A 24,695-nucleotide genomic window follows, 5' to 3' on the forward strand; every position below is an offset into this window, starting at 1 on the left:
GCAGCACGTCGCCTTTTCGTCACTTGATTTTCCTCAACCCCTTGCCACCCTGACCGAGGGCGCGCCTAGGTTAAGGACCCTTCCCCCCGTTCTCGCTGGCATCTCTCTCGGGCGCGCGTGATCGGCTGTCCCCTGCCGCTTTGACGACCTCGGAAGTAGTTCATGCGATCAGTGAAACAGCTCGTTTTCGGCTCCCTCAGCGCGGCGATCGCCGTCACGGGAATGACAGCCCTCCAGGCCGCACCGGCCCGGGCGAACACCGCAGGCACCGGCCTGGTGATCTCCGAGGTGTACGGCGGTGGCGGGTTGCCCGCCGGCGGCGGCTTCCCGGTGTCCGCCTTCACCCATGACTTCATCGAGCTCTACAACCCGACGAACGCGGCGGTCGACCTGACCGGGTGGGCCGTCTTCTACGGGAGCGCGGGGCGCGCCAACCCCTCCGGCGTCACGAACAAGACGGACCTCACCGGCTCGATCCCCGCCCACGGTCACTACCTCGTCCAGGGCGCGGGCAACGTGGCGAACGGCGCACCGATGCCGGCCGCCGACGTGACGGGCGGCCTCACCATGAGCACCACGTCGGGCCTGGTCATCCTCAGCAACCAGAACGCCGCGCTCACCCTGCCCACCGGTGACATCAAGAACGCGGCAGGCGTCGTCGACGCCGTCGGCTACGGCACGGCCAACACGTTCGAGACCGCTGCCCAGGGCACCGCTCTCTCCGGCACGACCGCGGCCGCGCGCAGCGGCACCGGCGGCGACAACGACGACAACAGCGCAGACCTCTCGGTGGGCACCCCGACCCCGACCAACAGCCACGAGAACGCGGTCCAGCCACTCGACGCCGCGAGCCAGGCAGACGTGGTCGGCTACGACGGCGTCGCGCTCACGCAGGTCAACCTGTCCGCGACGGGCGGTCAGCCGCCCTACACCTGGTCGCTGAGCAGCGGCACGCTGCCCTCCGGCGTGACGCTGAGCTCCGCCGGCACCCTCGGTGGCACACCGACGGCGACCGGCACCTTCCCGATCACCGCGACCGTCACCGACAGCACGCCCGGCACGCCGGCCACCGACACGGTCACGTTCACGATCACCGTGTCTGCGGCGCCCCCGACGCTGACGATCGCCGAGATCCAGGGCACCGGCGCCGCGTCGCCCAAGGTCGACCAGGTCGTGACCACGACCGGCGTCGTGACCGCGATGTACAAGGACCCGGCGTTCGCCGACTCGAGCTTCGACGGCATGTACGTCCAGACGGGCGGAACCGGGACCACGGACACCACCCCGGGCGCCTCGGACGCGATCTTCGTCTACGGCAGCAACGCGATGCCGGCCGGTGTGGCCATCGGTGACTCCGTGCAGGTCACGGGCACCGTGAGCGAGGCATTCGGCGCGCTCACCGAGATCACGCCCGGTGCCGGAGGCGTCACGGAGATCGCCGCGCTCGACCCGGTCACCCCGCTCGCGATCGCCTACCCGACGACCGAGGCGGGCCGCGAGGCACAGGAGGGCATGCTGCTCGCCCCGACCGACGACCTCACGGTGACGAACTCCTACAACATCAACACGTTCGGCGAGATCGGCCTCGCCACCGGGGACCGTCCGCTGCGACAGCCGACCGAGCACGTCGCCGACACGGACACCACGGGGCTCGCTGAGATCAAGGCCGACAACGCGGCCCGGTCCGTGGCGCTCGACGACGGCACGTCGCTCAACTACATGACCAATGCCGCGGCGAAGAACCAGCCGATGCCCTGGCTGACCAAGACCAACGCCGTCCGTGTGGGCGCCGCGGTCACGCTCACCGGTCCGGTCATCCTCGACTACCGCAACAGCACGTGGAAGTTCCAGCCGCGGTCGCCGATCTTCGACGACGGGGCCGCGACCGCGACGTTCGAGGACACCCGGGCCGGCAACCTGGCACCGGGCGCCGTCGGCGGTGACCTCAAGATCGCGACGTTCAACGTCTTGAACTACTTCAACACCACCGGCGAGCAGTACGTCGCCACCGGCGCCGCCCAGAACCCGCCCGTCAACACGCAGTGCACCTGGTACGACGACCGGCAGGGCAACCACATCGCCGACAACCGCTGTGGCGTCGTCACGAACGGCGTGAACGCCGGCAACGGCCCGCGGGGCGCCGCCACCCAGGCCAGCCTCGAGCGGCAGAAAGCCAAGATCGTCACCGCCATCAACGCGCTCAACGCCGATGTCGTGGGTCTGCAGGAGGTGGAGAACTCCATCAAGCTGCTCGGTGAGACCGACCGCGACGACGCCCTCCGCTCGCTGGTCACCGCGCTCAACGACGCTGCCGGCTCGCCGGTGTGGAAGTTCGTGCACAGCCCGGGTGAGGCCACGCTCGCGGCGGCGGTCGCCGAGCAGGACGTGATCCGTCCGGCCTTCATCTACCGGGCCGCCAGCGTCGAGGCGGTCGGCAGCTCCGACATCCTCTTCGGCACGACGGAGTTCGCCAACGCTCGCGAGCCCCTGGCGCAGGCCTTCAAGGCCAAGGGCGCCCTCGACAGCGACGCGTTCGCGGTGATCCTCAACCACTTCAAGTCGAAGGGCGACAGCGACCCGGCGGCGACCGGCGACAACGCCAACAGCCCCGACACGGGCGCCTTCAACGGAGACCGGACCCGGCAGGCCTACCGCCTGCGCCAGTTCGCCGACGACTTCGCCGCCGCTCGTGGCATCGACGCCGTGTTCCTCGCGGGAGACTTCAACTCCTACTCGCAGGAGGACCCGATCCGGGTGCTCACCAAGCGCGGCTACCACCTCGTCGACTCGACGATTGATCCCGAGGAGGAGAGCTACTCGTTCTCCGGCCTCTCGGGCTCGCTGGACCACGTGCTCGCCAATGACGCCGCGCTGGCGATGGTGACGGGTGCGGACGTGTGGGACATCAACGCGGCGGAGTCGCCGGCGTACCAGTACAGCCGCTACAACTACAACCTCACCGACCTGTGGCAGCCGGACCTCCCGTTCGCGGCGTCCGACCACAACCCGGAGGTCGTGGGCATCGACGTCCCGGACGTCGGCGGGCCCTTCAAGCGGGTCCAGGTCCTGGGCACCAACGACTTCCACGGCCGGATCCTGCCGTCGGGCGGTGACAGCGCCGGCGCGTCGGTGCTCTCGGGTGCGGTGAAGTCGCTGCGCGCGGAGAACCCCAACACGGTGTTCGCGGCAGCGGGCGACCTGGTGGGTGCGTCGACGTTCGAGTCCTTCATCCAGGACGACAACCCGACCATCGACGCCCTCAACAAGGCCGGCCTGGACGTCTCCGCCGCCGGGAACCACGAGTTCGACCGCGGGTACGCCGACTTCGTCGACCGCATCCAGGACCGTGCGAACTGGACCTACATCGCGGCGAACGTCGAGGAGCCGGCCGGTGCGCCGGACAAGCTGGCCGAGACGTGGACCAAGACGGTCGACGGCGTGAAGATCGGCTTCGTCGGTGCGGTCACCGAGGACCTGCCGTCCCTGGTCAGCCCCGCCGGCATCCAGGGCGTGAGCGTCACCGACATCGTCGAGGCCACCAACAAGGCCGCGAAGAAGCTCAAGGCCGGCGGTGCCGACCTGGTGATCCTGCTGGTGCACGAGGGGTCGCCGACGACCGACTGCTCCTCGCCGAGCTTCACCGACCCGTCGACCGTGTGGGGCAACATCACCCAGAACACCTCGGCCGACGTCGACGCGATCATCTCGGGCCACACCCACCTGCTCTACAACTGCTCCTACACCGTGGACGCGTGGGCGAGCGAGGGCCGCGACGTCACGAAGCGCCCGGTGGTCTCGGCTGGTCAGTACGGGCAGAACCTCAACCAGCTGGTCTTCACCTACTCCGGTGACGAGCTGGTCGCCGTCGCGCAGGACGTGATCGGCATCGCCGGTACCGGCTACCCGACCGACCCGCAGGTGGACCCGATCGTGTCGTCCGCGGTGGCCCAGGCCGACGTCCTCGGCGCCAAGGTCCTCGGCAAGATCGAGGGCCCGTTCAACCGGGCCAAGCTGCAGAACGGCACCACCGAGAACCGCGGCGGCGAGTCGACCCTGGGCAACCTGGTCGCCGAGGTGCAGCGCTGGGCCACCGAGCAGCCGGAGTCGGGGAGCGCGCAGATCGCGTTCATGAACCCCGGCGGTCTGCGCCAGGACATGGCCGGGACGGGATCCGGGTCCCCACGCGACCTGACCTACAAGCAGGCCGCGGTGGTCCAGCCGTTCGCCAACACCCTGGTCAACATGAGGCTGACCGGCGCCCAGATCGAGACCGTGCTCGAGCAGCAGTGGCAGCGGACCACGTCCGGCGCCGTGCCCTCGCGTCCCTTCCTCCGACTCGGCGTGTCGAGCGGCTTCACCTACACCTACGTCGAGACGCCGGTGACGGTGAACGGCACGCAGACCTTCCAGGGTGAGGTCACGGGCATGTGGCTCGACGGTGTCGCCGTCGACGCCGCCCAGGTGTACTCGGTGACGGTCAACTCCTTCCTCGCCTCCGGCGGTGACAACTTCTTCGAGCTGGCCAACGGCGCGAACAAGAAGGACACCGGCAAGATCGACCTGCAGGCCATGGTCGACTACATGGCAGCGAAGGCCTCGGGCACGCCGCTGCCGGTCGACGGGAGCCAGCACGCCGTGGAGGTGGAGTTCCCGAGCGATGCGCCGGCCTCCTACTCCCCGGGCAGCCACGTCCGGTTCGCCGTGGGATCCCTGGCGATGTCCACGGCAGCCGACGCCAAGGACGCCGAGCTGCAGGTCAAGCTCGGGGACCAGGTCCTCGGCAGCGTGCCGGTGGACAACACGATCGGGACGGCCGTCTACGACCAGTACGGCACAGCCACGGTCGACGTGGTCCTGCCGGCCGGGACGCCCGGCGGTGTCGTGACGCTGAGCCTGGTCGGTGCCCAGAGCGGCACGCAGGTGCGGGTCCCGATCACGGTGACCGGTGGCGGCGTCGTCACCCCGCCGGCAACCCCGCAGTCGGTCTCGGTCGCCGTCACCGTCAAGCCGAAGAAGGTCGTGGTCGGCAAGACCCGCGCCAAGGTGCTCGTGGACGTCGTCGACGCGGCCGGCAAGCCCGTCACCGGCCAGGTGGAGATCAAGGTCAAGGGCCAGAAGGCGAGGACGGTCGCGCTCGTCGGTGGTTCGGCCAGGCTCAAGCTCAAGTCCTTCGCCACCACCGGACGCAAACGGGTCAAGGTCACGTTCCTGGGCACGGCGACGCACCTGTCGAACGAGACGGTGACGACCTTCTGGGTGGTGCGTCGCTGACCCGACACGCCTGAGCTGACCGAGGGCCTCGGTCGGTGCCCCGTGACACGATGCGGTCATGGAGTCACCGGCCGAGGCCCTCGTCACTGCTCTGCGGGACGCGAACGCCAGCGTCGCGACCGCCGAGTCCCTCACGGGCGGCCGGCTGGCGTCCCGGCTGACCGAGGTCCCCGGATCGTCGGTGGTGTACGCCGGCGGCGTCGTCAGCTACCAGACCCACATCAAGGTCGAGGTGCTCGGCGTTCCCCAGGAGGTGATCGACACCCACGGCGTCGTCTCCGCGCAGTGCGCGGAGGCCATGGCCGACGGGGCACGGCGACTGCTCGGGACGGCGTACGCGCTGAGCACGACCGGCGTCGCGGGCCCCGACCGCCAGGAGGACAAGCCCGTCGGGACGGTCTTCGTGGGCCTGGCCGGGCCGGGTGGCACCGAGGTGGTGGCGCTCGACCTGGAGGGTGACCGGTCGCAGATCCAGGCCGCGACCGTCGACGCGGCGGTGTCCGCCCTCGCCGACGAGCTGGCCGCGGCGCGCTCAAGGGCTGGGCAGCCAGCGGAAGATTCGGGGCTCGGGTAGCGTTGGGCACAAGACCTGACCACACCCACCCCCCAACCCACGGAGAGGAGTTCGCGATGGTGCTCTTCCGCCGATCGCTCGGTGACATCCTGCGGAGTCGCCGTACCGAGCTCGGACTGACCCTCCGTGAGGTCTCCGGGGCGGCTCGGGTGAGCCTGGGCTACATCTCCGAGATCGAGCGCGGCCAGAAGGAAGCGTCGTCCGAGCTGCTGGCGTCGCTGTGCGACGCGCTCGAGATGCCGCTGTCCGACGTGCTGCGCGAGGTCGCCGACGCGGTCGCCCTCGAGGAGGCCGCGGCCCTGGTCGCCGCCGCGCCGACCCCGATCGCGCCCCGCCGCGCGCCGGTCGTCGCCTCCGCCGCCTGATCTTCGGCGTCGTGCGAGTTTCACCGGCCGACCGGTGAAACTGGCGCTGGGACGAGGAAGCATCCTCGTCCCAGCGACAGTTTTGTCGTCCAACCTCGCGTGGTCAGCCGATCAGCGGCGCGCCATCGCCTCCAGGCGCGCGATCCGGTCGGCCATCGGCGGGTGGGTGGAGAACATCTTCTGAACGTCGGCGGCCCGGAACGGGTTGGCGATCATCATGTGGCTGGCGTTCTGCAGCTGCGGCGTGGGGGCGAGGGGAGCGCGGGCAGTGCCGGTCTCCAGCTTGCGCAGCGCCGAGGCCAGGGCCAGCGGGTCCTCGGTGAGGCGGGCCCCGTCCTCGTCGGCGTCGTACTCGCGGGTCCGGCTGATCGCCATCTGGATCACCGCGGCCGCGAACGGCGCGAGCAGCGCCGTGCCGATCATGACCAGCGGGTTCGGCCGGTCCTCGTCGTTGCCGCCGCCGAAGAAGGACGAGAACGCCAGGAACTGCGCCACCGAGCTGATCACGCCCGCCACCGCGGCGGCGACCGAGCCGGTGAGGATGTCACGGTTGTAGACGTGCATCAGCTCGTGGCCGAGCACGCCGCGCAGCTCGCGCTCGTCGAGCAGGCCGAGGATGCCCTCGGTGCAGCAGACCGCGGCGTGCTGTGGGTTGCGGCCGGTCGCGAACGCGTTCGGCGCCTGGGTGGGGGAGACGTAGAGCTGCGGCATCGGCTGGCCGGCGCGCTCGGACAGCTCGCGCACGATCCGGTACATCGCGGGCTGCTGCGACTCCGAGACCGGGTAGGCGTGCATCGCCCTGATGGCGAGCTTGTCGGAGTTCCAGTAGCCGTAGGCCGTCGTACCGACGCCGATCAGCGCGAAGATCCAGATGAACGCCGAGCTGCCGGTGGCGGCGGCGATCAGGCCGCCCACCATGAGCAGCAGCGCGAAGATGGCGCCGAACAGACCGGCGGTCTTGAGGCCGTTGAAATGGCGGTGCATGCCAGGTCAACGAACGACGCCCGGTGTCGCGTTCCGCACGTCGGGGGAGACCCGGGTCACGTGTCCGGCGCTGGAACGGATGCGGGTCGTGGTCAGGCCGGCTGGCAGCGGGGACACCAGTAGGTGGTCCGCTCCCGGCCGGCCTCGCCGACCGGACCCGCCTCGATCGTCGTACGACACCGCAGGCACGGCTGCCGCTGGCGCCGGTAGACCCAGACCGGGTTGCGCCGGTCGCCGGTGGTCAGCGGCTGGCCGTGCTCGAGCCCGGAGCGCAGCATCTGCCGCGCCCGGCGCAGCAGGCGGAGCGGATCCCTGACGCTCGCGACGGGGGACCGGGGGTGCGCGCCCTGGACGAAGCAGACCTCGGAGAGCCAGATGGTGCCGAGGCCGGCGACGACGGTCTGGTCGAGCAGCGTGCTGCCGAGCACGCGGTCGGGTGCGGCGGTGAGCCGCGCCAGCGCGGTGGCTTCGTCGTCGGCGGTCCACGGGCCGAGCAGGTCCGGGCCGAGGTGGCCGACCACCGACTGCTCGTCGGCCGTCGGCAGCAGCTCGACCAGGCCGAGCAGGAACCCGATCGCCTCGGCCCGCTCGGTCCGGAGCACGACGCGAGCGTCGGCGGCCGGGCCCGGCCAGCGCGCGCCGGGGGCGATCACCCGCCAGCTGCCCTCCATCTTGAGGTGGGTGTGCAGGGTGAGCGGCGTGCCGCCGGGTGGGAGCAGCCGGGTGAGCAGGTGCTTGCCGTGGGTGGCGGTCCGCTCGACGCTGGCTCCGGTGAGGACCGTGGTGGCCAGCTGGGGGACCCGCAGGTCGGAGCCGGTGAGGACCTGGCCGGCGAGCGCCCGGTCCAGCCGGTCGGCGGTACGACGGACCGCATCGCCCTCAGGCACGGACCCGCAGCCCTCGTGGGGTGGCCACGAACCCCGCCGCCGCGAGCGCGTCGCGCAGCGGCCCGCCGTTGCCCAGCAGGGCGGTGCCGTCGGCCTTCTCGACCGTGAGCTGCCCGAGCGTGCCGCGGCGTACGGCGGTCGAGAGCGCCTCGGCGGCCGGGGTCAGCTGGTCGGGGTCCTCGGTCCAGGTGAGCAGGGTGCGTCCGCCGCGCTCGACGTAGAGCACCAGCGCGCCGTCGACCAGCACCACCAGGGCGCCCGCCTTGCGGCCGGGCCGGTGCCCCGCGCCTTCCTGCTCCCTCTCGGCCGTCGGCCACGGGAGGGCGGCGCCGTAGGGGTTGGCCGGGTCGGTGGCCGCCAGCGCGACGGCGACCGGCTTGGCGTCGCCCCCCTCGCCGACCGGCGTCGAGAACGACCGCAGCCGGTCGACGGCACCCGCGGTGCCGAACTGGGCGGCGCCGAGGCCCTCGACGAAGTACCCGCGCCGGCAGCGGCCGGCGTCCTCGAACGCGCTCAGCACCTTGTAGACCGCGGCGAACCCTCCCGGGACCCGCTCGTTGACGACCGCACCGCGGGTCACGACGCCGTGGCGCTCGAGGAGCTGCTCGGCGGCGGCGTGGGCGCGTCGGGTCGGGTCGGCGTCGATCGGGGGCAGCAGCGCCCAGCGGCCGGCGGTCTCGGGCGGACCGGTGCGGGAGAGGCGTCCGGGCCGGGCCGGCGCACGGCGGGTGCGGTGGGCAGCGCGCCCGGAGCGGGTGAGCGCACGCAGCGGGGTGAGTGTGTCGTTGGTGAGGTGGCCGCTCCACACCAGCGCCCAGAGCGCCGCGCTGACCGCCTCGTCGAGCGGTGCGGCCTCGCCGGCGTCGACGCAGGCGCGCGCCACCTGGTCGGCGACCTGCCGGAAGAACCAGGCACCGCCCGGCGCGAGCACGTCGAGCACTCGCTGGTGGAGCGGGTCCTCGACCGGGCCGGGCTCGGGGAGGGTGAGGTGGGCGCGGTCGGCGAGGTGGAGCGAGACCCAGCCGTCGCTGCCCGGAAGGGCGCCGTGCCCGGACCAGACGACCTCACCGGTCGCGGTCAGCTCGTCGAGCAGCGCCGGCTCGTAGTCGCGCACCCGCGCAGGCAGGACCAGGGACTCCAGCGCGCTCGCGGGCATCGGAGCCCCGGCGAGCTGCTCGATGGTGTGGAGCAGGCCGTCGATGCCGCGCGGTCCCTTGCCGCCTCCGGCGGTCGAGCCTGTCGAGACCTGGTGCCACGCCGTCGAGAACCGCGACAGCGTGGTCGGCTCCACCGGCTCGATCTCGTGGCGCAGCCGGGCCAGCGAGCGGCGCCGCAGCCGCCGCAGCACCTCGACGTCGCACCACTCCTCGCCCGCGCCGACCGGCCGGAACTCGCCGGACAGCACCCGACCCTGCGCCTCCAGCCGCTGCAGCGTGTGACGGACCACCGCGACGCCCAGGCCGAGCCGGGCCGCCACCTGCTCGACGGTGAACGGCCCGTGGGTGCGGGCGTAGCGGCCCACCAGGTCGGCGAGCGGGTCGTCGACCGGCTCGGTGAAGGCGGCCGGTGTGCCGGGCGGCGCCGGGACGCCGAGTCCGTCGCGCAGCCGGGCGACGTCCTCGACGACGGCCCACGCGTCGCCGTACGCCATCCGGACCTCCACCACCCGGCGTGACGAGACCAGGTCGGCCAGCCATTCGGTGACCGGGGCGTCGTCGCGGGCGCGCGCAGCGACCTCGGTGACCGTCAGCGGGCCGAGCAGCCGGAGCAGGTCGACCAGGCCCTCGGCGTCGCGGGCGCGGCGCTCGGGGGTCGTGCGCTGGAGCTCGGCCTCGACCTCGGCGAGCACGTCGGGGTCGAGCAGCTCGCGCAGCTCGGCGCGGCCGAGGAGCTCGGCGAGCAGGCCCTGGTCGAGGGTGAGCGCGGCCGCCCGGCGCTCGGCGAGGGGAGAGTCGCCCTCGTAGACGAACTGGGCGACGTACCCGAACATCAGCGTGCGGGAGTAGGGCGAGGGCTGGGGCGTCTCGACCTCGGTGACGGTGACCTCGCGCTGGTCGACGCGGCGCAGCAGGGTGGTCAGGCCGGGTAGGTCGTAGACGTCGTTGAGCACCTCGCGGACCGTCTCGAGCACGATCGGGAACGCGGGGTAGCGGGCCGCGACCTCGAGGAGCGCGGCCGCACGCTGGCGCTGCTGCCACAGTGGCGAGCGGCGGCCGGGATCGCGACGGGGCAACAGCAGGGCGCGGGCCGCGCACTCGCGGAACCGGGCGGCGAAGAGCGCGGAGCCGCCGACCTCGCGGGTGACGATCTCCTCGATCTCGTCGGGCTCGAACGCGATCAGCTCGGCGCCCGGCGGCTCCGCGTCGGTGTCGGGGATGCGGATCACGATGCCGTCGTCGGACGCCAGCGCCTGCCCGTCGACGCCGTGGCGCTCGCGCAGCCGGGCGTTGATCGCCAGTGCCCACGGCGCGTGGACGGCCGTGCCGTAGGGGGAGTGGACGGCCAGGCGCCAGTCGCCGAGCTCGTCGCGGAACCGCTCGACCAGGACGGTCGTGTCGCTGGGCAGCACGCGCGTCGCCTCGACCTGCTCGCGGAGGTAGGCGACGAGGTTGTGGGCCGCGTTGTCGTCGAGCCCGACCTCGCGGGCGCGCGCCTCTGCCGCCGTGTCGGGCAGGCCGGCGAGCTCGCGGGTGAAGGCGCCGATCGCCTGACCGAGCTCGGTGGGGCGTCCGGCGGTGTCGCCCTTCCAGAACGGCAGGCGCCCCGGCACGCCGGGTGCCGGGGTGACGATCACCCGGTCGTGGGTGATGTCCTCGATGCGCCAGCTGGTCGCGCCGAGCGCGAACACGTCGCCGACCCGGCTCTCGTAGACCATCTCCTCGTCGAGCTCGCCGACGCGCCGGTTGGTGCCCTCCCCGGCCAGGAAGACGCCGTACAACCCGCGGTCGGGGATGGTGCCGCCGCTGGTGACCGCCAGCCGCTGCGCGCCGGGGCGCCCGCTGATCAGGCCGGTGACCCGGTCCCAGGTGATCCGGGGGCGCAGCTCGGCGAACTCGTCGGACGGGTAGCGCCCGGCGAGCAGGTCGAGCACGGCGTCGTACGCCGACCGCGGCAGGTGGGCGTAGGGAGCGCTGCGCCGGACGAGCGCGAACAGCTCGTCGACGTCCCACTCGTCGGCGGCGGTCGCGGCGACGACCTGCTGGGCGAGCACGTCGAGCGGGTTGGCCGGGACGCGCAGCGCCTCGATGCCGCCGCTGCGCATCCGGGCGACGGCGACGGCGGCCGGGGCGAGGTCGCCCCGGTGCTGGGGGAAGAAGACGCCGACCGAGGTCTCGCCGACCTGGTGACCCGCGCGACCGACCCGTTGCAGCGCGCTGGCGACGCTGGGAGGTGAGGCGATCTGGAGGACCAGGTCGACCGCGCCCATGTCGATGCCGAGCTCGAGGCTGCTGGTGGCGACCACCGCCGGCAGCCGGCCGGACTTGAGGTCGTCCTCGACCAGCGCGCGCTGCTCCTTGGACACCGAGCCGTGGTGGGTGCGCGCGAGCACCGGAGGGGCGCCGGCCGCCGCCCCGGACTGCGCCATCACCTGGGCCGGCGGGGTGATGCCCTCGGTCGACATCTCGGCGGCGATCTCGTTGAGCCGAGCGGTCAGCCTCTCCGCCGTGCGCCGGCCGTTGGTGAACACGATCGTCGAGCGGTGCTCGCCGATCAGCTCGGCCACCCGCTGCTCGACGTGGGGCCAGATGCTGGCCCGTTGCGGAGGCGCGGTCGGGTCGTCGTCCTCGACCACCTGCCCGAGCTCGGTCATGTCCTCGACGGGCACCTCGACCCGCAGGTCCCACTCCTTGTGGGTGGGTGGCGCGACGATCTCGACCGGGGCGGTGCCGCCCAGGAAGCGGGCGACCTCCTCGGTGGGCCGGACCGTCGCGGACAGGCCGATCCGCTGGGCCGGCTCCGGGAGCAGGGCGTCCAGGCGTTCGAGGCTGAGCGCGAGGTGGGCGCCCCGCTTGGTGCCGGCGACGGCGTGCACCTCGTCGATGATCACGGTCTCGATGCCGCGCAGGGTCTCGCGGGCCTGGCTGGTGAGGACGAGGAACAGCGACTCGGGCGTCGTGATGAGCACGTCGGGTGGTCGGGTCGCGAGCCGGCGGCGCTCGTTGGCGGGGGTGTCACCGGAGCGGATGCCGACGCTGACCTCGGGGAACGGCTGGCCGGGGTGGAGCCGCTCGGCGGTCTGCCGGATGCCCGTCAGCGGGGCACGCAGGTTGCGCTCCACGTCGACCGCGAGCGCCTTGAGCGGCGAGACGTAGAGGACCCGGGTGCGGTGCAACCTGTCGTCGGGCGCCGGCGTGGTGAGGAGCCGGTCGAGGCCGGCGAGGAAGGCACTGAGCGTCTTGCCGGACCCGGTCGGCGCGACGACGAGGGTGTGCTGGCCGCGCGCGATCGCGTCCCACGCGCCGGCCTGGGCGGCGGTGGGCTCGGCGAAGGCCGCGCGGAACCACGTCCGCGTCGCCTCGCTGAACCGGGCCAGGGGGTCCTCCATTCCGTCATCTTCCCGCACGGCACCGACACTGCCGCGACAATGGGCGGGTGGCTGTGGAGGAGGGGAACCGGCGGCGCGACCTGGCGCTGGTCGCAGGCGTCGTCGGCGTCGTGCTCGCCGTGCTGCTCGCGTGGCTGCTGCTGCGAGGTGGCGACGAGCCGTCGCGGCCGGCCGCCGTACCTCCTGCCGCGACGCCGACGTCCACCCCGACCCCGGCACCGCCCGCCGACCCGTGCGCGCGACCGGCGACGACCGGGTTCGTGCCGAGGACCCTCACGGTCCCCGGGATCGCGCGCAGGGCACGGGTGCTGGCCCTCCCGCGGGACGCGGCCGGGGTGCCCGGCGTCCCCCCGGTGTCCGACAAGCTGTCCTTCGCCTGGGACCGCGGCGGGATCGAGCCCGGTTCAGCCGTCGGGCACGTGCTGCTCAACACCCACACCTGGCCCGACGGGACCGCCATGGGCAACAAGCTGCTCGCCGGGCTGCAGGTCGGTGGCCGGATCGTGCTGCGGGCCGGGCCCCGGGCCGCGTGCTACACGGTCACCGAGCGGACCGAGGTCCTCGCGAGCGACGGGTTCCCGGGCTGGGACGCCGTCGACGGGCCGCCGGAGGTCGTGATCGTGGTCTGCTCGGGCAAGCGGCTCGGGCCGGGGAACTGGACGCACCGGACGTTGTGGTTCGCCAGCCCGGCGACAGCTACCTGACCGCTTCCGGTACGACGACCGGCCGCCCGTTCACCACGGCCGGCAGGTGCCGCTCGAGCACGCCCGTCACCGCCGCGATCGCTCCGCACCCGACCACCATCAGCGCGATCAGCGCTGCTCCCTGACCACGCTCGAGCAAGAACCCGGCGACGACCGGCCCGGCGACGGTGCCTGCCTGGACGGCTGCGGCGTTGAGGGCGTTGTAGCGCCCGCGCAGGTGGTCGGCGGCGAGGTCGTTGTTGATCGCGGGGAGCGTGGGCTGGAGGAGGGTCTCCCCGATGCCGAAGACGATGCCGAAGCCGAGCAGGCCGGTGAGTGCCAGGGCGCTGCCGGGTGCGAGCGCACCGGCACCCATCAGCAGCCAGGCGGCGGCCCACAGCACTGCCATCACGGACAGCACCCGGGTGCGGCGGTGGCCGCGGATCCGGCCCATCACCGTGAACTGGAAGGCCACGATGACGAAGGTGTTGAGGGCGAAGCCGAGTCCGATCATCTCGGTCGACATGCCGGCGTCGCCGCGGGCGAAGGCGGGCAGGCCGACCTCGAACTGTCCGTAGCCGATGAAGGTGGCGACGAAGGTGAGCAGCGTCAGCCACCGCACGGCCGGGCTGCGCAGGATGGTGCGGTACCCGGGCGCCCGGCCCGTCTCCAGGCCGGCCTCCAGGTTGCGCGGCGGGTGGAGCACGCGGCCGTGCAGGTGGCGCAGCGGGCCGAGGAAGAGCGCCAGCGGGATCAGGCCGGAGGCCGCGTCGGCGAGGTAGATCGCCGTGAACGTCTCGGGCCGGGCGACGTCGGCGAACAGGCCGCCGACGATGCCGCCGACCCCGAGGCCGAGGTTGGTCAGCGCGAAGTTCACGCCGAAGTACTGCTGTCGGACCTCGCCCTCGACCACGGTCGCGATGAGTGAGTTGAAGGCCGGCCAGGAGGCGCCGAAGTTGATGCCGATGAGCAGCAGCGCGACCGCGGCTGCGGCCGGGGTGGTCGCGAAGGCGAGCAGGATCGTGCCGACCACCATCGCGGACTGGCCGCCGAGCATGACCACGCGGGCGCCGTACCGGTCGGTCAGGGCACCGCTCGGACCGGTCACCACGAAGGCCGACAGGGCGATCACGGCCATGAGCACGCCGGACAGTCCGAGCCCGAAGCCGCGCACCTCGTGGAGGTAGATCAGGGTGAAGGGCAGCACCAGGCCGCGGCCGAGCGTGGAGACCGCCACCGTGGACAGCAGCCACCGGCCCTCGGTGGGAAGTGCGGTCCAGAACGACTTCAACGAGATCATGCGTGGACCGAGGGCTTCACGCAGGAAATCGTACGGAGGTTGCCCGCCGGCAACCGAATCGTGTGGGGTCAAACGACCTCGGTTGTGGGGGACCTCACCTCGCCGCCTCCGTTGGCGCTCGCCGGGACGTGCCGCTCGAGCGCCAGTGCCATCGCCGCGATCGCCACGCAGCCGGCGACCATGATCGCGATGTAGACCGCCGCGAGGTCGTGCTGGAGCAGGAAGCCGGCCACGACGGGCCCGGCGATCGCACCGCCCTGGAAGGCTGCCGCGGTGATCGCGTTGTAGCGGCCGCGGGTGTGGTCGGTCGCGAGGTCGTTGGCCATCGCTGGCACGGTCGGTTGGAGCAGCGTCTCGCCGAGCGCGAACACCGCCATGTAGGCGAGCACGCCGGCGATCGCGAGGCTGCTGCCCGGCACGATCCCGGCCGCGCCGAGCAGCCCCCAGGCCAGTGCCCAGATGAAGGCCATGACGACCATCACCCGGGTGCGCAGGTGCCGCTTGATCCGGTTCAGCACCGAGAACTGCAGGACCACGATGACCACCGTGTTGACCGCGAAGGCCAGGCCGACGGTGCGGGTCGACACCTCGGCGGCCTGGCGGGCGAAGCCCGGGAAGCCGGCCTCGTGCTGTCCGTAGCCGATGAAGGTGGCGACGAAGGTGAGCAGGGTCAGCCAGCGCACCGCGGGCTGCCCGAGGATCGCGAGGTAGCCGACGGCTGCCGGCGTGCTGCCGTCCTCGGGTGCGGACGCACGGCCGTGGACGTGGCGCAGCGGCGCGAGCAGCAGCGCGAGCGGGACCAGTCCGGTCACTGCATCGCCCACGAAGATCGCGGTGAAGGTGCCGGGGCGGTCGACGTCGGCGAGCAGGCCGCCGACCACGCCGCCGACGCCGATGCCGAGGTTGACCAGTGCGAAGTTGATCCCGAAGTACTGCTGGCGCAGCTCGCCGCTCACCACTGCCGCGATGAGTGCGTTGAACGCCGGCCACGAGACCCCGAAGTTGAAGCCGACCAGCACCAGCGCCGCGGCTGCCACCGCCGGCGTCGTCGCGAAGGCGAGCGTCAGGTTGCCGACGATCATGGCCGCGAGGCCGACGAGCAGCACGGCGCGGGCGCCGTACCTGTCCACCATGGCCCCGCCCGGCCCGGTCACCAGGAACCCGACGACGGCGATCAGCGCCATCAGCGTGCCGGACAGCCCGAGCTCGAACCCGCGGACCTCGTGCAGGTAGATCAGTGTGAACGGCAGGGTCAGGCCGCGGCCCAGGGTCTGGATCGCGACCGTCGAGAGCAGCCAGCGGCCCTCCGTGGGCAGGGCCGCCCAGAACGTCCTCACTTCGGGGGCAGGGTCGCGGCGTACGTCGCGCCGCGGTGCACCCACGCGCCCAGCGCCTCGTCGGTGGCGACGTCGGCCAGGTCGATCCGCAGCCAACCGCTCATCGAACGTCCGCGCATCTCCATCGGGTACGCCGGGGTCGTGGCGACCAGCTCGTCGCCCTCGGCCGGGTCGACACGCACCATCAGGCCGCCCTGCCCGCTGGCGGCGACCGCCATGTTGCCGCCGACCATGAAGCCCAGCCCGCCGAACATCTTCTTCTCGGTCAGCTCCCGGCCGGCCGCGCCGGGCTCGTCGGCGAGGAGGTCGCGGACCCGCCCGGCCAGCTCTTCGTCGTACGCCATGGCAACGACACTAGGTGCGGGCACCGACACCCGGCACGCAGGTGGCGCGTGTGCGGTCGACATCCCTCGGGCACGATGGCGCCCATGACCGCGCACTTCGTCGAGCACGGCACCCCCGCCGAGATCCTCGACGTCATCGCCCAGCTCCCCGCCCTGCCGTACGCCGCCCCCGGCGAGCAGCTGGACTGGAGCGTGGCCGGTCACGAGGGGGAGTCGTTCGACCGGGTGCACATGTTCGGCCTGGCCTCGCACCCCGACACGGCACGGGTCCGGGAGCTCGCGACCGGCGTGGCCGTCGCGGCCGACCGACGCTGGGGGAAGAGGCACCGGTTCGACTGCGCGGCGGTGACGCCGAAGAACGACCCGGCGCACATCCTCGACCCGCGCGCCGTACCCGCCGCAGCGCTGCAGGCGATGGGTGCGACCCAGGCGGAGGTCTGGCGTTTCGGGGACAGCGCTCTCCTCCTCGCGGTGAACTCCCGCCATGCGTCGGGCGCCGCCCTCTGCGTGGCGCTGGTGCTGGAGGCGTCGTACCTCGAGGAGCCGGTGGACCGGCTCGCGGTCGCAGACGCCGAGATGGACGCACGGATCCGCAGGGCGGGCAAGGGCGGCAGCCGGAGGCGGAGGGCGGCCGGTGTGAGCTCCGAGCTGCTGCAGGACTTCCTGAGTCGCGATCGGACCCGGATCAGCTCCGCCATCGACGTCGTCAACGGCTCGGGTGACCCGGCCCTGCTGGCTCCGGTGGCCGCCGAGCTCCGTGCGGTCCTGGCCGCGCTCCAGGCAGCCGACTTCGTCATCGTCGACGGCAACCCTGTGGAGCTTGCGGTGGACCGGTTGGAGATCGTGCGCTCGGGCGGCTGCCTGTGCGCGACGTACCCTCGCCGCAGCGCCGACCCGCAACGGGAGGCGGACGCGGGCTGGGTCGGGATCGAGAGCGAGACCAGGAGCGCGCCCGGTGCCCGCCCGCAGCGCGTGGTCGTCTGCACCTCGTGCGGGGCGCTCTTCGACGTGGAGGAGGGGGAGTACCACGCGACGTGGTGGAAGTGGGTGCCGCGCGCCTGAGGCTGACCTCAGCGTGCCGGAGGACGGGGGTCCCGCCCTCCCCATGCGGCCGCCCGGTCCCAGAAGAAGTCCGTCAGGCTGGGGGCGACGGCGACATCGTCGACGCCGTCGCGCCGCAGGACCACGCGACCTCCACCGAGCGCGACCAGGTAGCCGCCCCGGTCATCGGTCATGACCTGCGTGGCGACCTCGTGGAGGTGCTGGGCGTCCCACTGCGGGAACTTCTCCGGGGAAGCCTCGACCGCGGCATCCATCGCCTGGATCTCCGCGGACGTCATCAGGCGGAAGTCGCCGTCCAGGCCCCACACCGCACCGGCGCCGACGTCCTGGCCGTCGTGCCAGGCCAGTACCTTGCGCTCGCCACCGGTCTCCGCGAGGGTCTTCCTGCCGGCGGGAGGTCGCAGGGTGCCCTTCAGGGCCGCGGGCATCGTCTCGTCCAGCGCCGCGAGCGCGTCGGACAGGCCGAAGCCGAGCTGCTGGGCCCGGAGCTCGTCCCACAGGGGTGTGAAGAACCCGCGGCGGTGCAGGTCGTCGAGGGTGGTGCCGGTCTGCTCGGCGGCTCTCCGGAACGTGGCGACCATGTCGAGCAGGCTCGCGACCATGCCCCCGTCGTCCTCCCAGCTGCGCAGGCGCCCGAGGTCCTCGGCCTCGTCGAAGCGTCCCTGGTAGGCGTAGGACCACAGCAGCGGCACCGTCAGGTCCTCGTCGTCCGGACCCGCCCGGTGCGCCTCCTCGACCGCGGCGACGAAGCGGTCGGTCGGCGCGCAGGACATCAGCAGGCCGATGGCGCGATGCACGAGCACGGACGGCAGCATCCGGGCATCGGCGCGCTCACACTGCTCGACCGCCTCGTCGATCATCTGCCAACCCGTCTCCTGCTCGCCGGCGAGCGCGGTCGCCGTACCGAGCTCGATGAGGTCGAGCCAGTCCTCCTCGGGATGGCGAAGGACCTCCTCGGCCCACCGGCGCGCCTGCGCGTAGTCGTGCCGGGCGAACGCGTCGTCACGTCGCTCACGGGCTGCGGCGAGGTCGGGGTCGACGTCCTCGTCCGGGCTGACCTCGGCGGCCTCACGGCGACGCGCCGTGACGAGGAGGCCCAGGGCCACGCCGGCCACGACGACGATCCATGGGTTGTCGACGACCTGGTCGAGCAGTGGCACCGGTGATCCCCCCCGAGAGACGCGCGTGTCCGTCGACCCTAGCGGTCGACGGCTCGCACCGCGTGGCTCAGGGGCGCCACGCGGGGTCGCGACCGATGAACCCGATCAACCGGTCCTGCCAGCGCGCGTCCTCGGCGACGGGCACCTTGGCGCCGTACTGGCCGCTCTGGCGCAGCATCTCGTCGAGTGGGGCCATCCCCTCGACCATCACCCGGCAGCGTTCGGCGTCGAGGGTGTCGTCCTGGCCGGTCGCGCGGGCGAGGTCCCAGGTGTGCATGAAGACGTCGCCGGTGTAGAACTCAGAGATCGCGCGGGGGAGCGGCATCTGCGTGAGGCGCGGGTGCGCGAAGGTCACGTCCGCGCTGGCCGGGTCGTCGAGGACCGCCTGGACCGCGGCGGCGTGGTGGTCCCACGCCGCGACCGGGTCCGCGTCGACGTCCGGACCTGTCGGCAGCTCGATGTCCGAGCCGTCGGCCAGGAAGGCGGGGAACCACTCCACGAGGTGGCGTACGACGTCGCGCGCCTGCCACTCCGCCACGGGTGTCGGGGCGTCCCACCCGTCCGCGGCCACGCCGCGGACGCGATCGCCGAAGGTGGCCGCGATGGTGCGGTGCTCCTCCGCGGGGCTGTCCGGGATCACTTCTCGGCTCCCGTCAGCGAGGCGAGGAGGCGGTCGAGGGCGGCGTACCCCTCGTTGATGCCGACCTCCATGCCGCTGGCCAGCATGCCCGCGCGCGACTCGAAGTCGTAGACGACCGAGAGCGCCTCGAGCCGGGTGCGGCCCCCGGGGAGCTCGACGAAGACCAGGGTGTCGAGGCTGACCGCGTCGGGCATCTCCTCGAAGCCGAAGGTCTGCACGATCTTCTCGTTCTCGTTGACCCGGTGCACGGCGCCGTAGAAGTGGGCGATCTCCGCGCCGTCACGGGTCGCGGTGTAGCGGTACTCGCCGCCGGTGCGCAGGTCCCACACGTCGATCTCCATGCCGATCGAGTCCGGGCCCATCCACTGCTTGACCAGCTCGGGGTCGACGTGGGCACGGAACACGAGCTCGCGCGGGGCGTCGAACTCGCGGACGATCCGGACCGTGGGGACGTCGGGGTCCGCCTCGATCAGGACCTCGGGTGTGGTGCTCGTGGTCATCCTGCTGCTCCTTCTTCTCGCTGCTCGTCGGTTGCGGTGCCGGCGTCCCTGCCCTGCATGCGGGCCAGGACCTGGTCCAGTCGTCGGTAGCGCTCCTCGGCCTGCTGCCGGTAGCGCTCGATCCACTTCGTCATCAGGTCGAACACCTCCGCGTCCAGGTGGACCGGGCGCCGCTGGGCGTCGCGGCTGCGCCGCACCAGGCCCGCCTCCTCGAGCACCTTGAGGTGCTTGGACACAGCCTGGAGCGAGACGTCGTACGGCGCCGCGAGCTCGCCCACCGTCGCGTCGCCCGCAGCGAGGCGGGCGACCATGTCGCGCCGGGTCGGGTCGGCGAGGGCGCCGAAGACCCGCGACAGTCGGTCGTCTTGCTCAACCATGTGGTTGATTAGATGCCTGGTGAGCGTTGGTTGTCAACCGTTGGGTTGAGGAAGATGTTGCGGTTTGGTCCCAAGCCGCAGCATTTCTCGGCGTGTCGCTGCGGTTTGGGACCAAACCGCAGCAAATACGGCCGCCGGTCAGCCCCGCACCATCGGCGGCGTGACCAGCGTGGCGGGACCCCGCCGGTAGAGCAGCGCCCGGCGCCCACCGGCCTCGGTGGCCTCGCCCCGCACGTCGGTGGGTACGACGAAGCCGTCGGTGCCGAGGACCTTGCGGCGGAAGTTGCCCAGGTCGGGCGGGGAGCCCCAGACGGCGGCGTACACGCGACGCAGCTCGGGCAGCGTGAACGGCTCGGCGACGAACTCGGTGGCGAGTGTCGTGTACTCGAGCTTGGCGCGGACCCGCTCGCGCGCGTCGAGCAGGATCTGGCGGTGGTCGAAGGCGAGGGTGGGGCCGTCGAGGTCGTCGGGACCCTCGAGCAGGTCGTCGACGACCCACCAGCGGGCGTCGGCGGCGTCGGTTCCGGCCTGCGGCTCCGGAAGGTCGGGTGCCAGGGCGACGTGGGCGATCGAGACCACGCGCTGGCGCGGGTCGCGGTCGGGGGCCGAGTAGGTCCGCAGCTGCTCGAGGTGCCCGGGGAACCGATCCATGCCGGTCTCCTCGCGCAGCTCGCGCCAGGCGGCCTGCTCGGCGTCCTCGTCCGGCTCGACGAACCCGCCGGGCAGGGCCCACGAGCCCCGGAACGGCTCCTCGCCGCGCTCGACCAGGAGGACGGCGAGCGCGCCGTCGCGGATCGTGAAGACGGCCAGGTCGACGGCGACCGCGAACGGCGGGTGCTCGGAGGTGAAGGTCATCGGGCCACCTCCACGCCAGCCGCGGCCAGCTCCTCGAGCGCCGCCTTCGACGAGTCGGGCGCGACCCCGGCGTGCAGGCCGTCGAGCAGCCGGACCCGGAACCCCGCCCTCACTGCGTCGAGGGCGGTGGCCCGCACGCAGTAGTCGGTGGCGATGCCGGTGACGTCGACCTCCGAGACGCCGGCCGACCGCAGCACGTCGACCAGCCGTTCGCCGTCGGCCGTGACTCCCTCGAACGCGGAGTACGCCGGCTCGCCCATGCCCTTGACGACGTGGTGCGTCACGGCCGCGGTCGCCAGCTCAGGCGCGTACTCCGAGCCGGCCTCGCCCTGGACGCAGTGCACGGGCCACGTGGTCACGTAGTCCGGCTCCTCGCCGGGCGCGTGGAAGTGGCCTCCGTTGGTCTCGCCCGCGTGGTGCCAGTCGCGGGAGGCCGCCACGACCGCGTAGTCGCCGGCGTGGTCGGCGAGGTGCCGGCTGATCCGCTCGGCGACCTCCCGGCCGCCGCTCACGCCGAGCGAGCCTCCCTCGACGAAGTCGTTCTGGACGTCGACGACGACCAGGGCACGGGTGGTGTCCATCGCTGTCTCCTCTCGTGGTTCGTCGCGCAGGCTGGTGGTGAGGTACGCCGGACCGGCGGCGACCGTGCGCGCGTCGGCCGGGAGGGTGGCCAGGGTCCGCGCCGCGAACGACCGGACCTCGGCGAGCGTGGGCCGGTGCACGACCTCGCCGGCACGGACCAGGGCAACCTGGACCGGTCGGGCGCCGGGCCCGGGTGCGGGGGCGTCCTGGCCGGTGAACCACTCGGCGACGAGGGTGCCGTTGTCGTCGTACTCCCGGAAGGCGTGCTTGCGCCCGCCGACCGAGCCCTTGTCCTTGGACTTCTTCGCGACCGAGCGCAGCGGCTCGCCCGGGGCGTCGGCGATCGCGACCAGCTTGTAGACCATGCTCGCGGTCGGGTGGCCCGAGCCGGTGGCGACGCGGGTGCCGACGCCGTACCCGTCGATCGGGGCGTCGGCGAGCGCCGTGATCACGAACTCGTCGAGGTCGCTGGTCACGACGATCCGGGTCGAGGTCGCGCCGAGCGAGTCGAGCAGCTGTCGCGCCTTGTGCGACTCCTCGGCCAGGTCGCCCGAGTCGATCCGGACCGCGCCGAGGCCGGGGCCCGCGACCTCGACGGCGGTGCGGATGCCCTCGGCGATGTCGTAGGTGTCGACGAGCAGCGTGGTCGCGACGCCGAGCGCCTCGACCTGGCTGCGGAAGGCGTCGGCCTCGGTGTCGTGGGCCAGGGTGAACGCGTGGGCGGCGGTGCCGGCGGTCGGCACGCCGAAACGGCGACCGGCCGCGAGGTTGCTCGTCGTCGCGAAGCCCGCGAGGTAGGCGGCCCGGGCGGTGGCGACCGCCGCCTCCTCGTGCGTACGACGCCCGCCCATCTCGATGATCGGCCGGCCACCGGCCGCGTCGACCATCCGCGCGGCGGCGCTGGCGATCGCCGTGTCGTGGTTGAGGATGCTGAGCGCCAGCGTCTCCAGCAGCAGGCACTCGCCGAGCGTGCCGGTGACCGTGAGGATCGGGCTGCCGGGGAAGTAGAGGTCGCCCTCGCGGTAGCCGTCGACGTCGCCGGAGAACCGGAAGTCAGCCAGCCACCGCGCGGTCTCGGCGCCGATGACGCCCTGCTCCTGCAGCCAGGCGAGCTCGTCGGCGTCGTAGGTGAAGTGCTCGATCGCCTCGAGCAACCGGCCGAGCCCGGCGAGCATCCCGTACCGCCTGCCCTCGGGCAGGCGGCGCGCGAAGGCCTCGAACACCGCCGGGCGACCGGCGCTGCCGTCGCGCACGAACGAGTCGAGCATGGTCAGCTCATAGCGGTCGGTGAGCAGTCCGGTGCGGTCCATCCCAGCTCCTCGATGTTGTAGTCAAAATGACTATAACATGGCTCCTCTAGTCTCCCCAGCATGGCGCGCAGCACCGAGGCGGACGAGGCCGCCGACGCCTACGAGCGCCACCTCGCGATCCACGAGCGTGACCGGCGTCGCGCGCAGGGCTCCTTCTACACACCCGCCGAGCTGGTCGAGTGGGTGCTCGACCACGCGCTCCCGGAGCGGGGGAGGGTGCTCGACCCGGCCTGTGGCACCGGGCACTTCCTGGTCGCCGCCGCACGCCGTCTCGGCGTCCGTGCGGTGCACGGTTCCGACCTCGATCCCGACGCGGTGCGGATCGCCCGTGAGCGGTTGCACGCCCTCGACCCGACCGTGCCCCCGGCGGAGATCGCCGACCGGGTGCGGGTCGCCGACGGCCTGGTCGCGTGGGAGGACGGCAGCTTCGACGCCGTCGTGGGCAACCCGCCCTTCCTCGGCCAGCTGCGCCGCCACTCCGCCGGGCAGAGCGAGGCGCACCGGCGCGGGCTGGGCGCCTACACCGACACCAGCGCGGTGTTCCTGCGCCGCGCGCTCGACCTCGTCGTACCCGGCGGCACGGTGGCCCTCGTCCAGCCGATCTCCGTCCTCGCCGCCCGCGACGCCGGGCCGGTCCGTGCTGCCGTCGCCGAGCGCGGCGCCGTCACCGACTTCTGGTGCAGCGACCGGCCAGTCTTCGACGGCACCACCGTGCTCACCTGCGTCCCCGTCGTGCGCGCCGGCGCCACACCGCCCACCGACCCGGACGCCTGGGGCACGCTCGCGGCGCCCGGCTTCGGGATCCCGGGGGTCGTGCTGCCGGCCGGTACCGGCGCCCTCGGCGACCTGGCCACCTGCACCGCCGACTTCCGCGAGCAGTACTACGGCCTCGCGCCCTTCGTCCACGACCACCTGCCCGGCGGCACCCCGCTGGTCACCACCGGACTGATCGACCCTGCCGAGTCGCGCTGGGGGAGCGCGCCGACCCGCTTCGCCCGTCGGCAGTACGACGCCCCGGCGGTCGACCTCGCCGCGCTCCGTGCCGACGGTGCCTTCGCGCGGTGGGCCGAGGCCCGTCTCGTGCCCAAGGTGCTGGTCGCCGGGCAGGGCCGGGTGATCGAGGCGGTGGTCGACGAGGCGGGGGCCTGGTTGCCGTCGGTGCCGGTGGTGAGCGTCGTGCCGCACGACCGGGGCGACCTGTGGCGGCTGCTGGCCGTGCTGCTCGCTCCGCCGGTGGTCGCGCACGCCGCCGCGCGCTACCTCGGCACCGGCTTGGCGCCCGGGTCGGTCAAGGTCAGCGCCCGCCAGCTCGCGGCACTCCCGCTGCCCGCCGACGTCGACGCCTGGGGCGAGGGAGCTGAGCTGGCGCAACGGGCCCAGGCGGCGGGGGCGAGCGAGCGGGCCGGTCTGCTCGTGGCTGCCGGACGGGTGATGACTGCCGCCTATGCGGGCGGTGACGACGTCCATGCCTGGTGGGCCGCCCGCGTCCGTCGTACCGATGATTCCGGCGGCACCGACCGGTCGGCCCCTGCATGAGCGATTTCCTGGCCGACGGCGTCGAGCTGTTCGCGGGCATCTGTGTGCGCGACCACGCGCGGGCCAGGCCGTGGTACGACGCGCTGCTCGGCGCGCCACCCAGCTTCCTGGCGCACGAGAAGGAGTCGGTCTGGGAGGTGGCGCCCCACCGGTGGCTGGTCGTCGAGGAACGGCCCGAGCGCGCCGGGTACGCCACGCAGACCCTCTTCGTCGAGGACCTCGAGGCCCGGGTCGCGGCGATCGCGGAGCGAGGCATCCGTCCGGCCGCCGAGGAGGTCTACGGCGACGGTGTGCGCAAGGTGCTCTTCCGGGACCCGGACGGCAACGAGGTCGGCTTCGGGGGCAACCCCGGAGCCGACCTCGTCGACTGATCGCGGATGGG

Annotated in this window: 19 protein-coding genes and 1 pseudogene; 7 read left to right on the plus strand and 13 right to left on the minus strand. The window is 72.8% G+C overall.

All coding sequences use genetic code 11. From position 1 onward, the window contains the following. The first annotated feature begins 171 nt into the window (after positions 1-171). The 3 genes from BJ958_RS04930 to BJ958_RS04940 are packed head-to-tail and all read left to right on the plus strand — an operon-like array spanning position 172 to position 6,210. Complete coding sequence (locus BJ958_RS04930; protein ID WP_179725812.1) at positions 172-5,271, plus strand: ExeM/NucH family extracellular endonuclease; 5,100 nt, start codon at positions 172-174, stop codon at positions 5,269-5,271. Between the two features lie 58 nt (positions 5,272-5,329). Then, entirely contained in the window at positions 5,330-5,845 is a 516-nt protein-coding gene (locus tag BJ958_RS04935; protein WP_179725813.1) for a CinA family protein, read from the plus strand. Between the two features lie 56 nt (positions 5,846-5,901). Beyond that, on the plus strand, positions 5,902-6,210 hold the full coding sequence (locus tag BJ958_RS04940) for a helix-turn-helix domain-containing protein (RefSeq protein WP_179725814.1): 309 nt from the start codon (positions 5,902-5,904) through the stop codon (positions 6,208-6,210). Positions 6,211-6,321: 111 nt separating this feature from the next. Here BJ958_RS04940 and htpX read toward each other — a convergent pair whose 3' ends face one another. From htpX to BJ958_RS04955, 3 genes are all read right to left on the minus strand, one after another. Next, complete coding sequence (htpX, locus tag BJ958_RS04945; protein WP_179725815.1) at positions 6,322-7,194, minus strand: zinc metalloprotease HtpX; 873 nt, start codon at positions 7,192-7,194, stop codon at positions 6,322-6,324. A 92-nt stretch (positions 7,195-7,286) separates the two neighbouring features. Continuing rightward, positions 7,287-8,081: a DNA-formamidopyrimidine glycosylase family protein gene (locus tag BJ958_RS04950; RefSeq protein ID WP_179725816.1), complete on the minus strand. Its 795-nt coding sequence runs from the start codon at positions 8,079-8,081 to the stop codon at positions 7,287-7,289. Beyond that, entirely contained in the window at positions 8,074-12,627 is a 4,554-nt protein-coding gene (locus BJ958_RS04955; protein WP_179725817.1) for an ATP-dependent helicase, read from the minus strand. Before BJ958_RS04955 ends, BJ958_RS04950 begins: the two co-directional genes overlap by 8 nt. Before the next feature lie 47 nt (positions 12,628-12,674). On the opposite strand from BJ958_RS04955, the gene BJ958_RS04960 reads away from it, so the two are divergent. Next, on the plus strand, positions 12,675-13,331 hold the full coding sequence (locus tag BJ958_RS04960; RefSeq protein ID WP_179725818.1) for a class F sortase: 657 nt from the start codon (positions 12,675-12,677) through the stop codon (positions 13,329-13,331). Here BJ958_RS04960 and BJ958_RS04965 read toward each other — a convergent pair. The 3 genes from BJ958_RS04965 to BJ958_RS04975 form a co-directional block, all read right to left on the minus strand. Next, complete coding sequence (locus tag BJ958_RS04965; protein WP_179725819.1) at positions 13,324-14,610, minus strand: MFS transporter; 1,287 nt, start codon at positions 14,608-14,610, stop codon at positions 13,324-13,326. The two genes, BJ958_RS04960 and BJ958_RS04965, sit on opposite strands and share 8 nt — an antisense overlap. Before the next feature lie 68 nt (positions 14,611-14,678). After that, entirely contained in the window at positions 14,679-15,992 is a 1,314-nt protein-coding gene (locus BJ958_RS04970; RefSeq protein WP_179725820.1) for an MFS transporter, read from the minus strand. Continuing rightward, complete coding sequence (locus BJ958_RS04975) at positions 15,944-16,291, minus strand: TfoX/Sxy family protein (RefSeq protein ID WP_179725821.1); 348 nt, start codon at positions 16,289-16,291, stop codon at positions 15,944-15,946. The genes BJ958_RS04970 and BJ958_RS04975 overlap by 49 nt, the downstream gene beginning before the upstream one ends. An 84-nt stretch (positions 16,292-16,375) precedes the next feature. Here BJ958_RS04975 and BJ958_RS04980 point away from each other — a divergent pair, with 84 nt between their 5' ends. Beyond that, positions 16,376-17,353, plus strand: a complete 978-nt coding sequence (locus tag BJ958_RS04980; protein WP_179725822.1) for a hypothetical protein — start codon at positions 16,376-16,378, stop codon at positions 17,351-17,353. 8 nt (positions 17,354-17,361) lie between these two features. Here the strand turns inward: BJ958_RS04980 and BJ958_RS04985 are convergent, their stop codons facing one another. From BJ958_RS04985 to BJ958_RS27615, 7 genes and pseudogenes are all read right to left on the minus strand, one after another. Beyond that, complete coding sequence (locus BJ958_RS04985) at positions 17,362-18,513, minus strand: hypothetical protein (RefSeq protein WP_179725823.1); 1,152 nt, start codon at positions 18,511-18,513, stop codon at positions 17,362-17,364. Between the two features lie 67 nt (positions 18,514-18,580). Then, positions 18,581-19,153 (minus strand): TIGR03086 family metal-binding protein, encoded by a 573-nt coding sequence (locus BJ958_RS04990; RefSeq protein WP_179725824.1) that lies wholly within the window; start codon positions 19,151-19,153, stop codon positions 18,581-18,583. Further along, positions 19,150-19,653 (minus strand): SRPBCC family protein, encoded by a 504-nt coding sequence (locus BJ958_RS04995; RefSeq protein ID WP_179725825.1) that lies wholly within the window; start codon positions 19,651-19,653, stop codon positions 19,150-19,152. Before BJ958_RS04995 ends, BJ958_RS04990 begins: the two co-directional genes overlap by 4 nt. Further along, positions 19,650-20,030 (minus strand): ArsR/SmtB family transcription factor, encoded by a 381-nt coding sequence (locus BJ958_RS05000; RefSeq protein ID WP_179725826.1) that lies wholly within the window; start codon positions 20,028-20,030, stop codon positions 19,650-19,652. Before BJ958_RS05000 ends, BJ958_RS04995 begins: the two co-directional genes overlap by 4 nt. A 138-nt stretch (positions 20,031-20,168) precedes the next feature. Further along, complete coding sequence (locus BJ958_RS05005; protein WP_179725827.1) at positions 20,169-20,885, minus strand: NUDIX hydrolase; 717 nt, start codon at positions 20,883-20,885, stop codon at positions 20,169-20,171. After that, complete coding sequence (locus tag BJ958_RS29295) at positions 20,882-21,466, minus strand: isochorismatase family protein (protein ID WP_179729990.1); 585 nt, start codon at positions 21,464-21,466, stop codon at positions 20,882-20,884. Before BJ958_RS29295 ends, BJ958_RS05005 begins: the two co-directional genes overlap by 4 nt. A 3-nt stretch (positions 21,467-21,469) precedes the next feature. After that, a pseudogene (locus BJ958_RS27615) lies at positions 21,470-22,777 on the minus strand (nicotinate phosphoribosyltransferase); the annotation flags it as partial. 60 nt (positions 22,778-22,837) lie between these two features. Between BJ958_RS27615 and BJ958_RS27310 the strand changes: the two are divergent. Both BJ958_RS27310 and BJ958_RS05025 read left to right on the plus strand, forming a co-directional pair. Next, positions 22,838-24,313 carry an HsdM family class I SAM-dependent methyltransferase gene (locus BJ958_RS27310; RefSeq protein WP_218865612.1) on the plus strand — a complete coding sequence of 492 codons (1,476 nt, stop codon included), beginning with the start codon at positions 22,838-22,840 and terminating at the stop codon, positions 24,311-24,313. Then, positions 24,310-24,684, plus strand: coding sequence for a VOC family protein (locus BJ958_RS05025; protein ID WP_179725828.1), 375 nt, complete (start codon positions 24,310-24,312; stop codon positions 24,682-24,684). The genes BJ958_RS27310 and BJ958_RS05025 overlap by 4 nt, the downstream gene beginning before the upstream one ends. The last annotated feature ends 11 nt before the right edge of the window (positions 24,685-24,695 follow it).

This window comes from Nocardioides kongjuensis, assembly GCF_013409625.1.
In the GTDB taxonomy this organism is placed as follows: domain Bacteria; phylum Actinomycetota; class Actinomycetes; order Propionibacteriales; family Nocardioidaceae; genus Nocardioides; species Nocardioides kongjuensis.

Bases quoted from the DNA above. Each gene is read 5' to 3' on its own strand.
- BJ958_RS04935 (WP_179725813.1), top strand. From the start codon at position 5,330: ATGGAGTCACCGGCCGAGGCCCTCGTCACTGCTCTGCGGGACGCGAAC.
- BJ958_RS04940 (WP_179725814.1), top strand. From the start codon at position 5,902: ATGGTGCTCTTCCGCCGATCGCTCGGTGACATCCTGCGGAGTCGCCGT.
- htpX (WP_179725815.1), bottom strand. From the start codon at position 7,194: ATGCACCGCCATTTCAACGGCCTCAAGACCGCCGGTCTGTTCGGCGCC.
- BJ958_RS04955 (WP_179725817.1), bottom strand. From the start codon at position 12,627: ATGGAGGACCCCCTGGCCCGGTTCAGCGAGGCGACGCGGACGTGGTTC.
- BJ958_RS04965 (WP_179725819.1), bottom strand. From the start codon at position 14,610: ATGATCTCGTTGAAGTCGTTCTGGACCGCACTTCCCACCGAGGGCCGG.
- BJ958_RS04975 (WP_179725821.1), bottom strand. From the start codon at position 16,291: ATGGCGTACGACGAAGAGCTGGCCGGGCGGGTCCGCGACCTCCTCGCC.
- BJ958_RS04980 (WP_179725822.1), top strand. From the start codon at position 16,376: ATGACCGCGCACTTCGTCGAGCACGGCACCCCCGCCGAGATCCTCGAC.
- BJ958_RS04995 (WP_179725825.1), bottom strand. From the start codon at position 19,653: ATGACCACGAGCACCACACCCGAGGTCCTGATCGAGGCGGACCCCGAC.
- BJ958_RS05000 (WP_179725826.1), bottom strand. From the start codon at position 20,030: ATGGTTGAGCAAGACGACCGACTGTCGCGGGTCTTCGGCGCCCTCGCC.
- BJ958_RS05005 (WP_179725827.1), bottom strand. From the start codon at position 20,885: ATGACCTTCACCTCCGAGCACCCGCCGTTCGCGGTCGCCGTCGACCTG.
- BJ958_RS29295 (WP_179729990.1), bottom strand. From the start codon at position 21,466: ATGGACACCACCCGTGCCCTGGTCGTCGTCGACGTCCAGAACGACTTC.
- BJ958_RS27310 (WP_218865612.1), top strand. From the start codon at position 22,838: ATGGCGCGCAGCACCGAGGCGGACGAGGCCGCCGACGCCTACGAGCGC.
- BJ958_RS05025 (WP_179725828.1), top strand. From the start codon at position 24,310: ATGAGCGATTTCCTGGCCGACGGCGTCGAGCTGTTCGCGGGCATCTGT.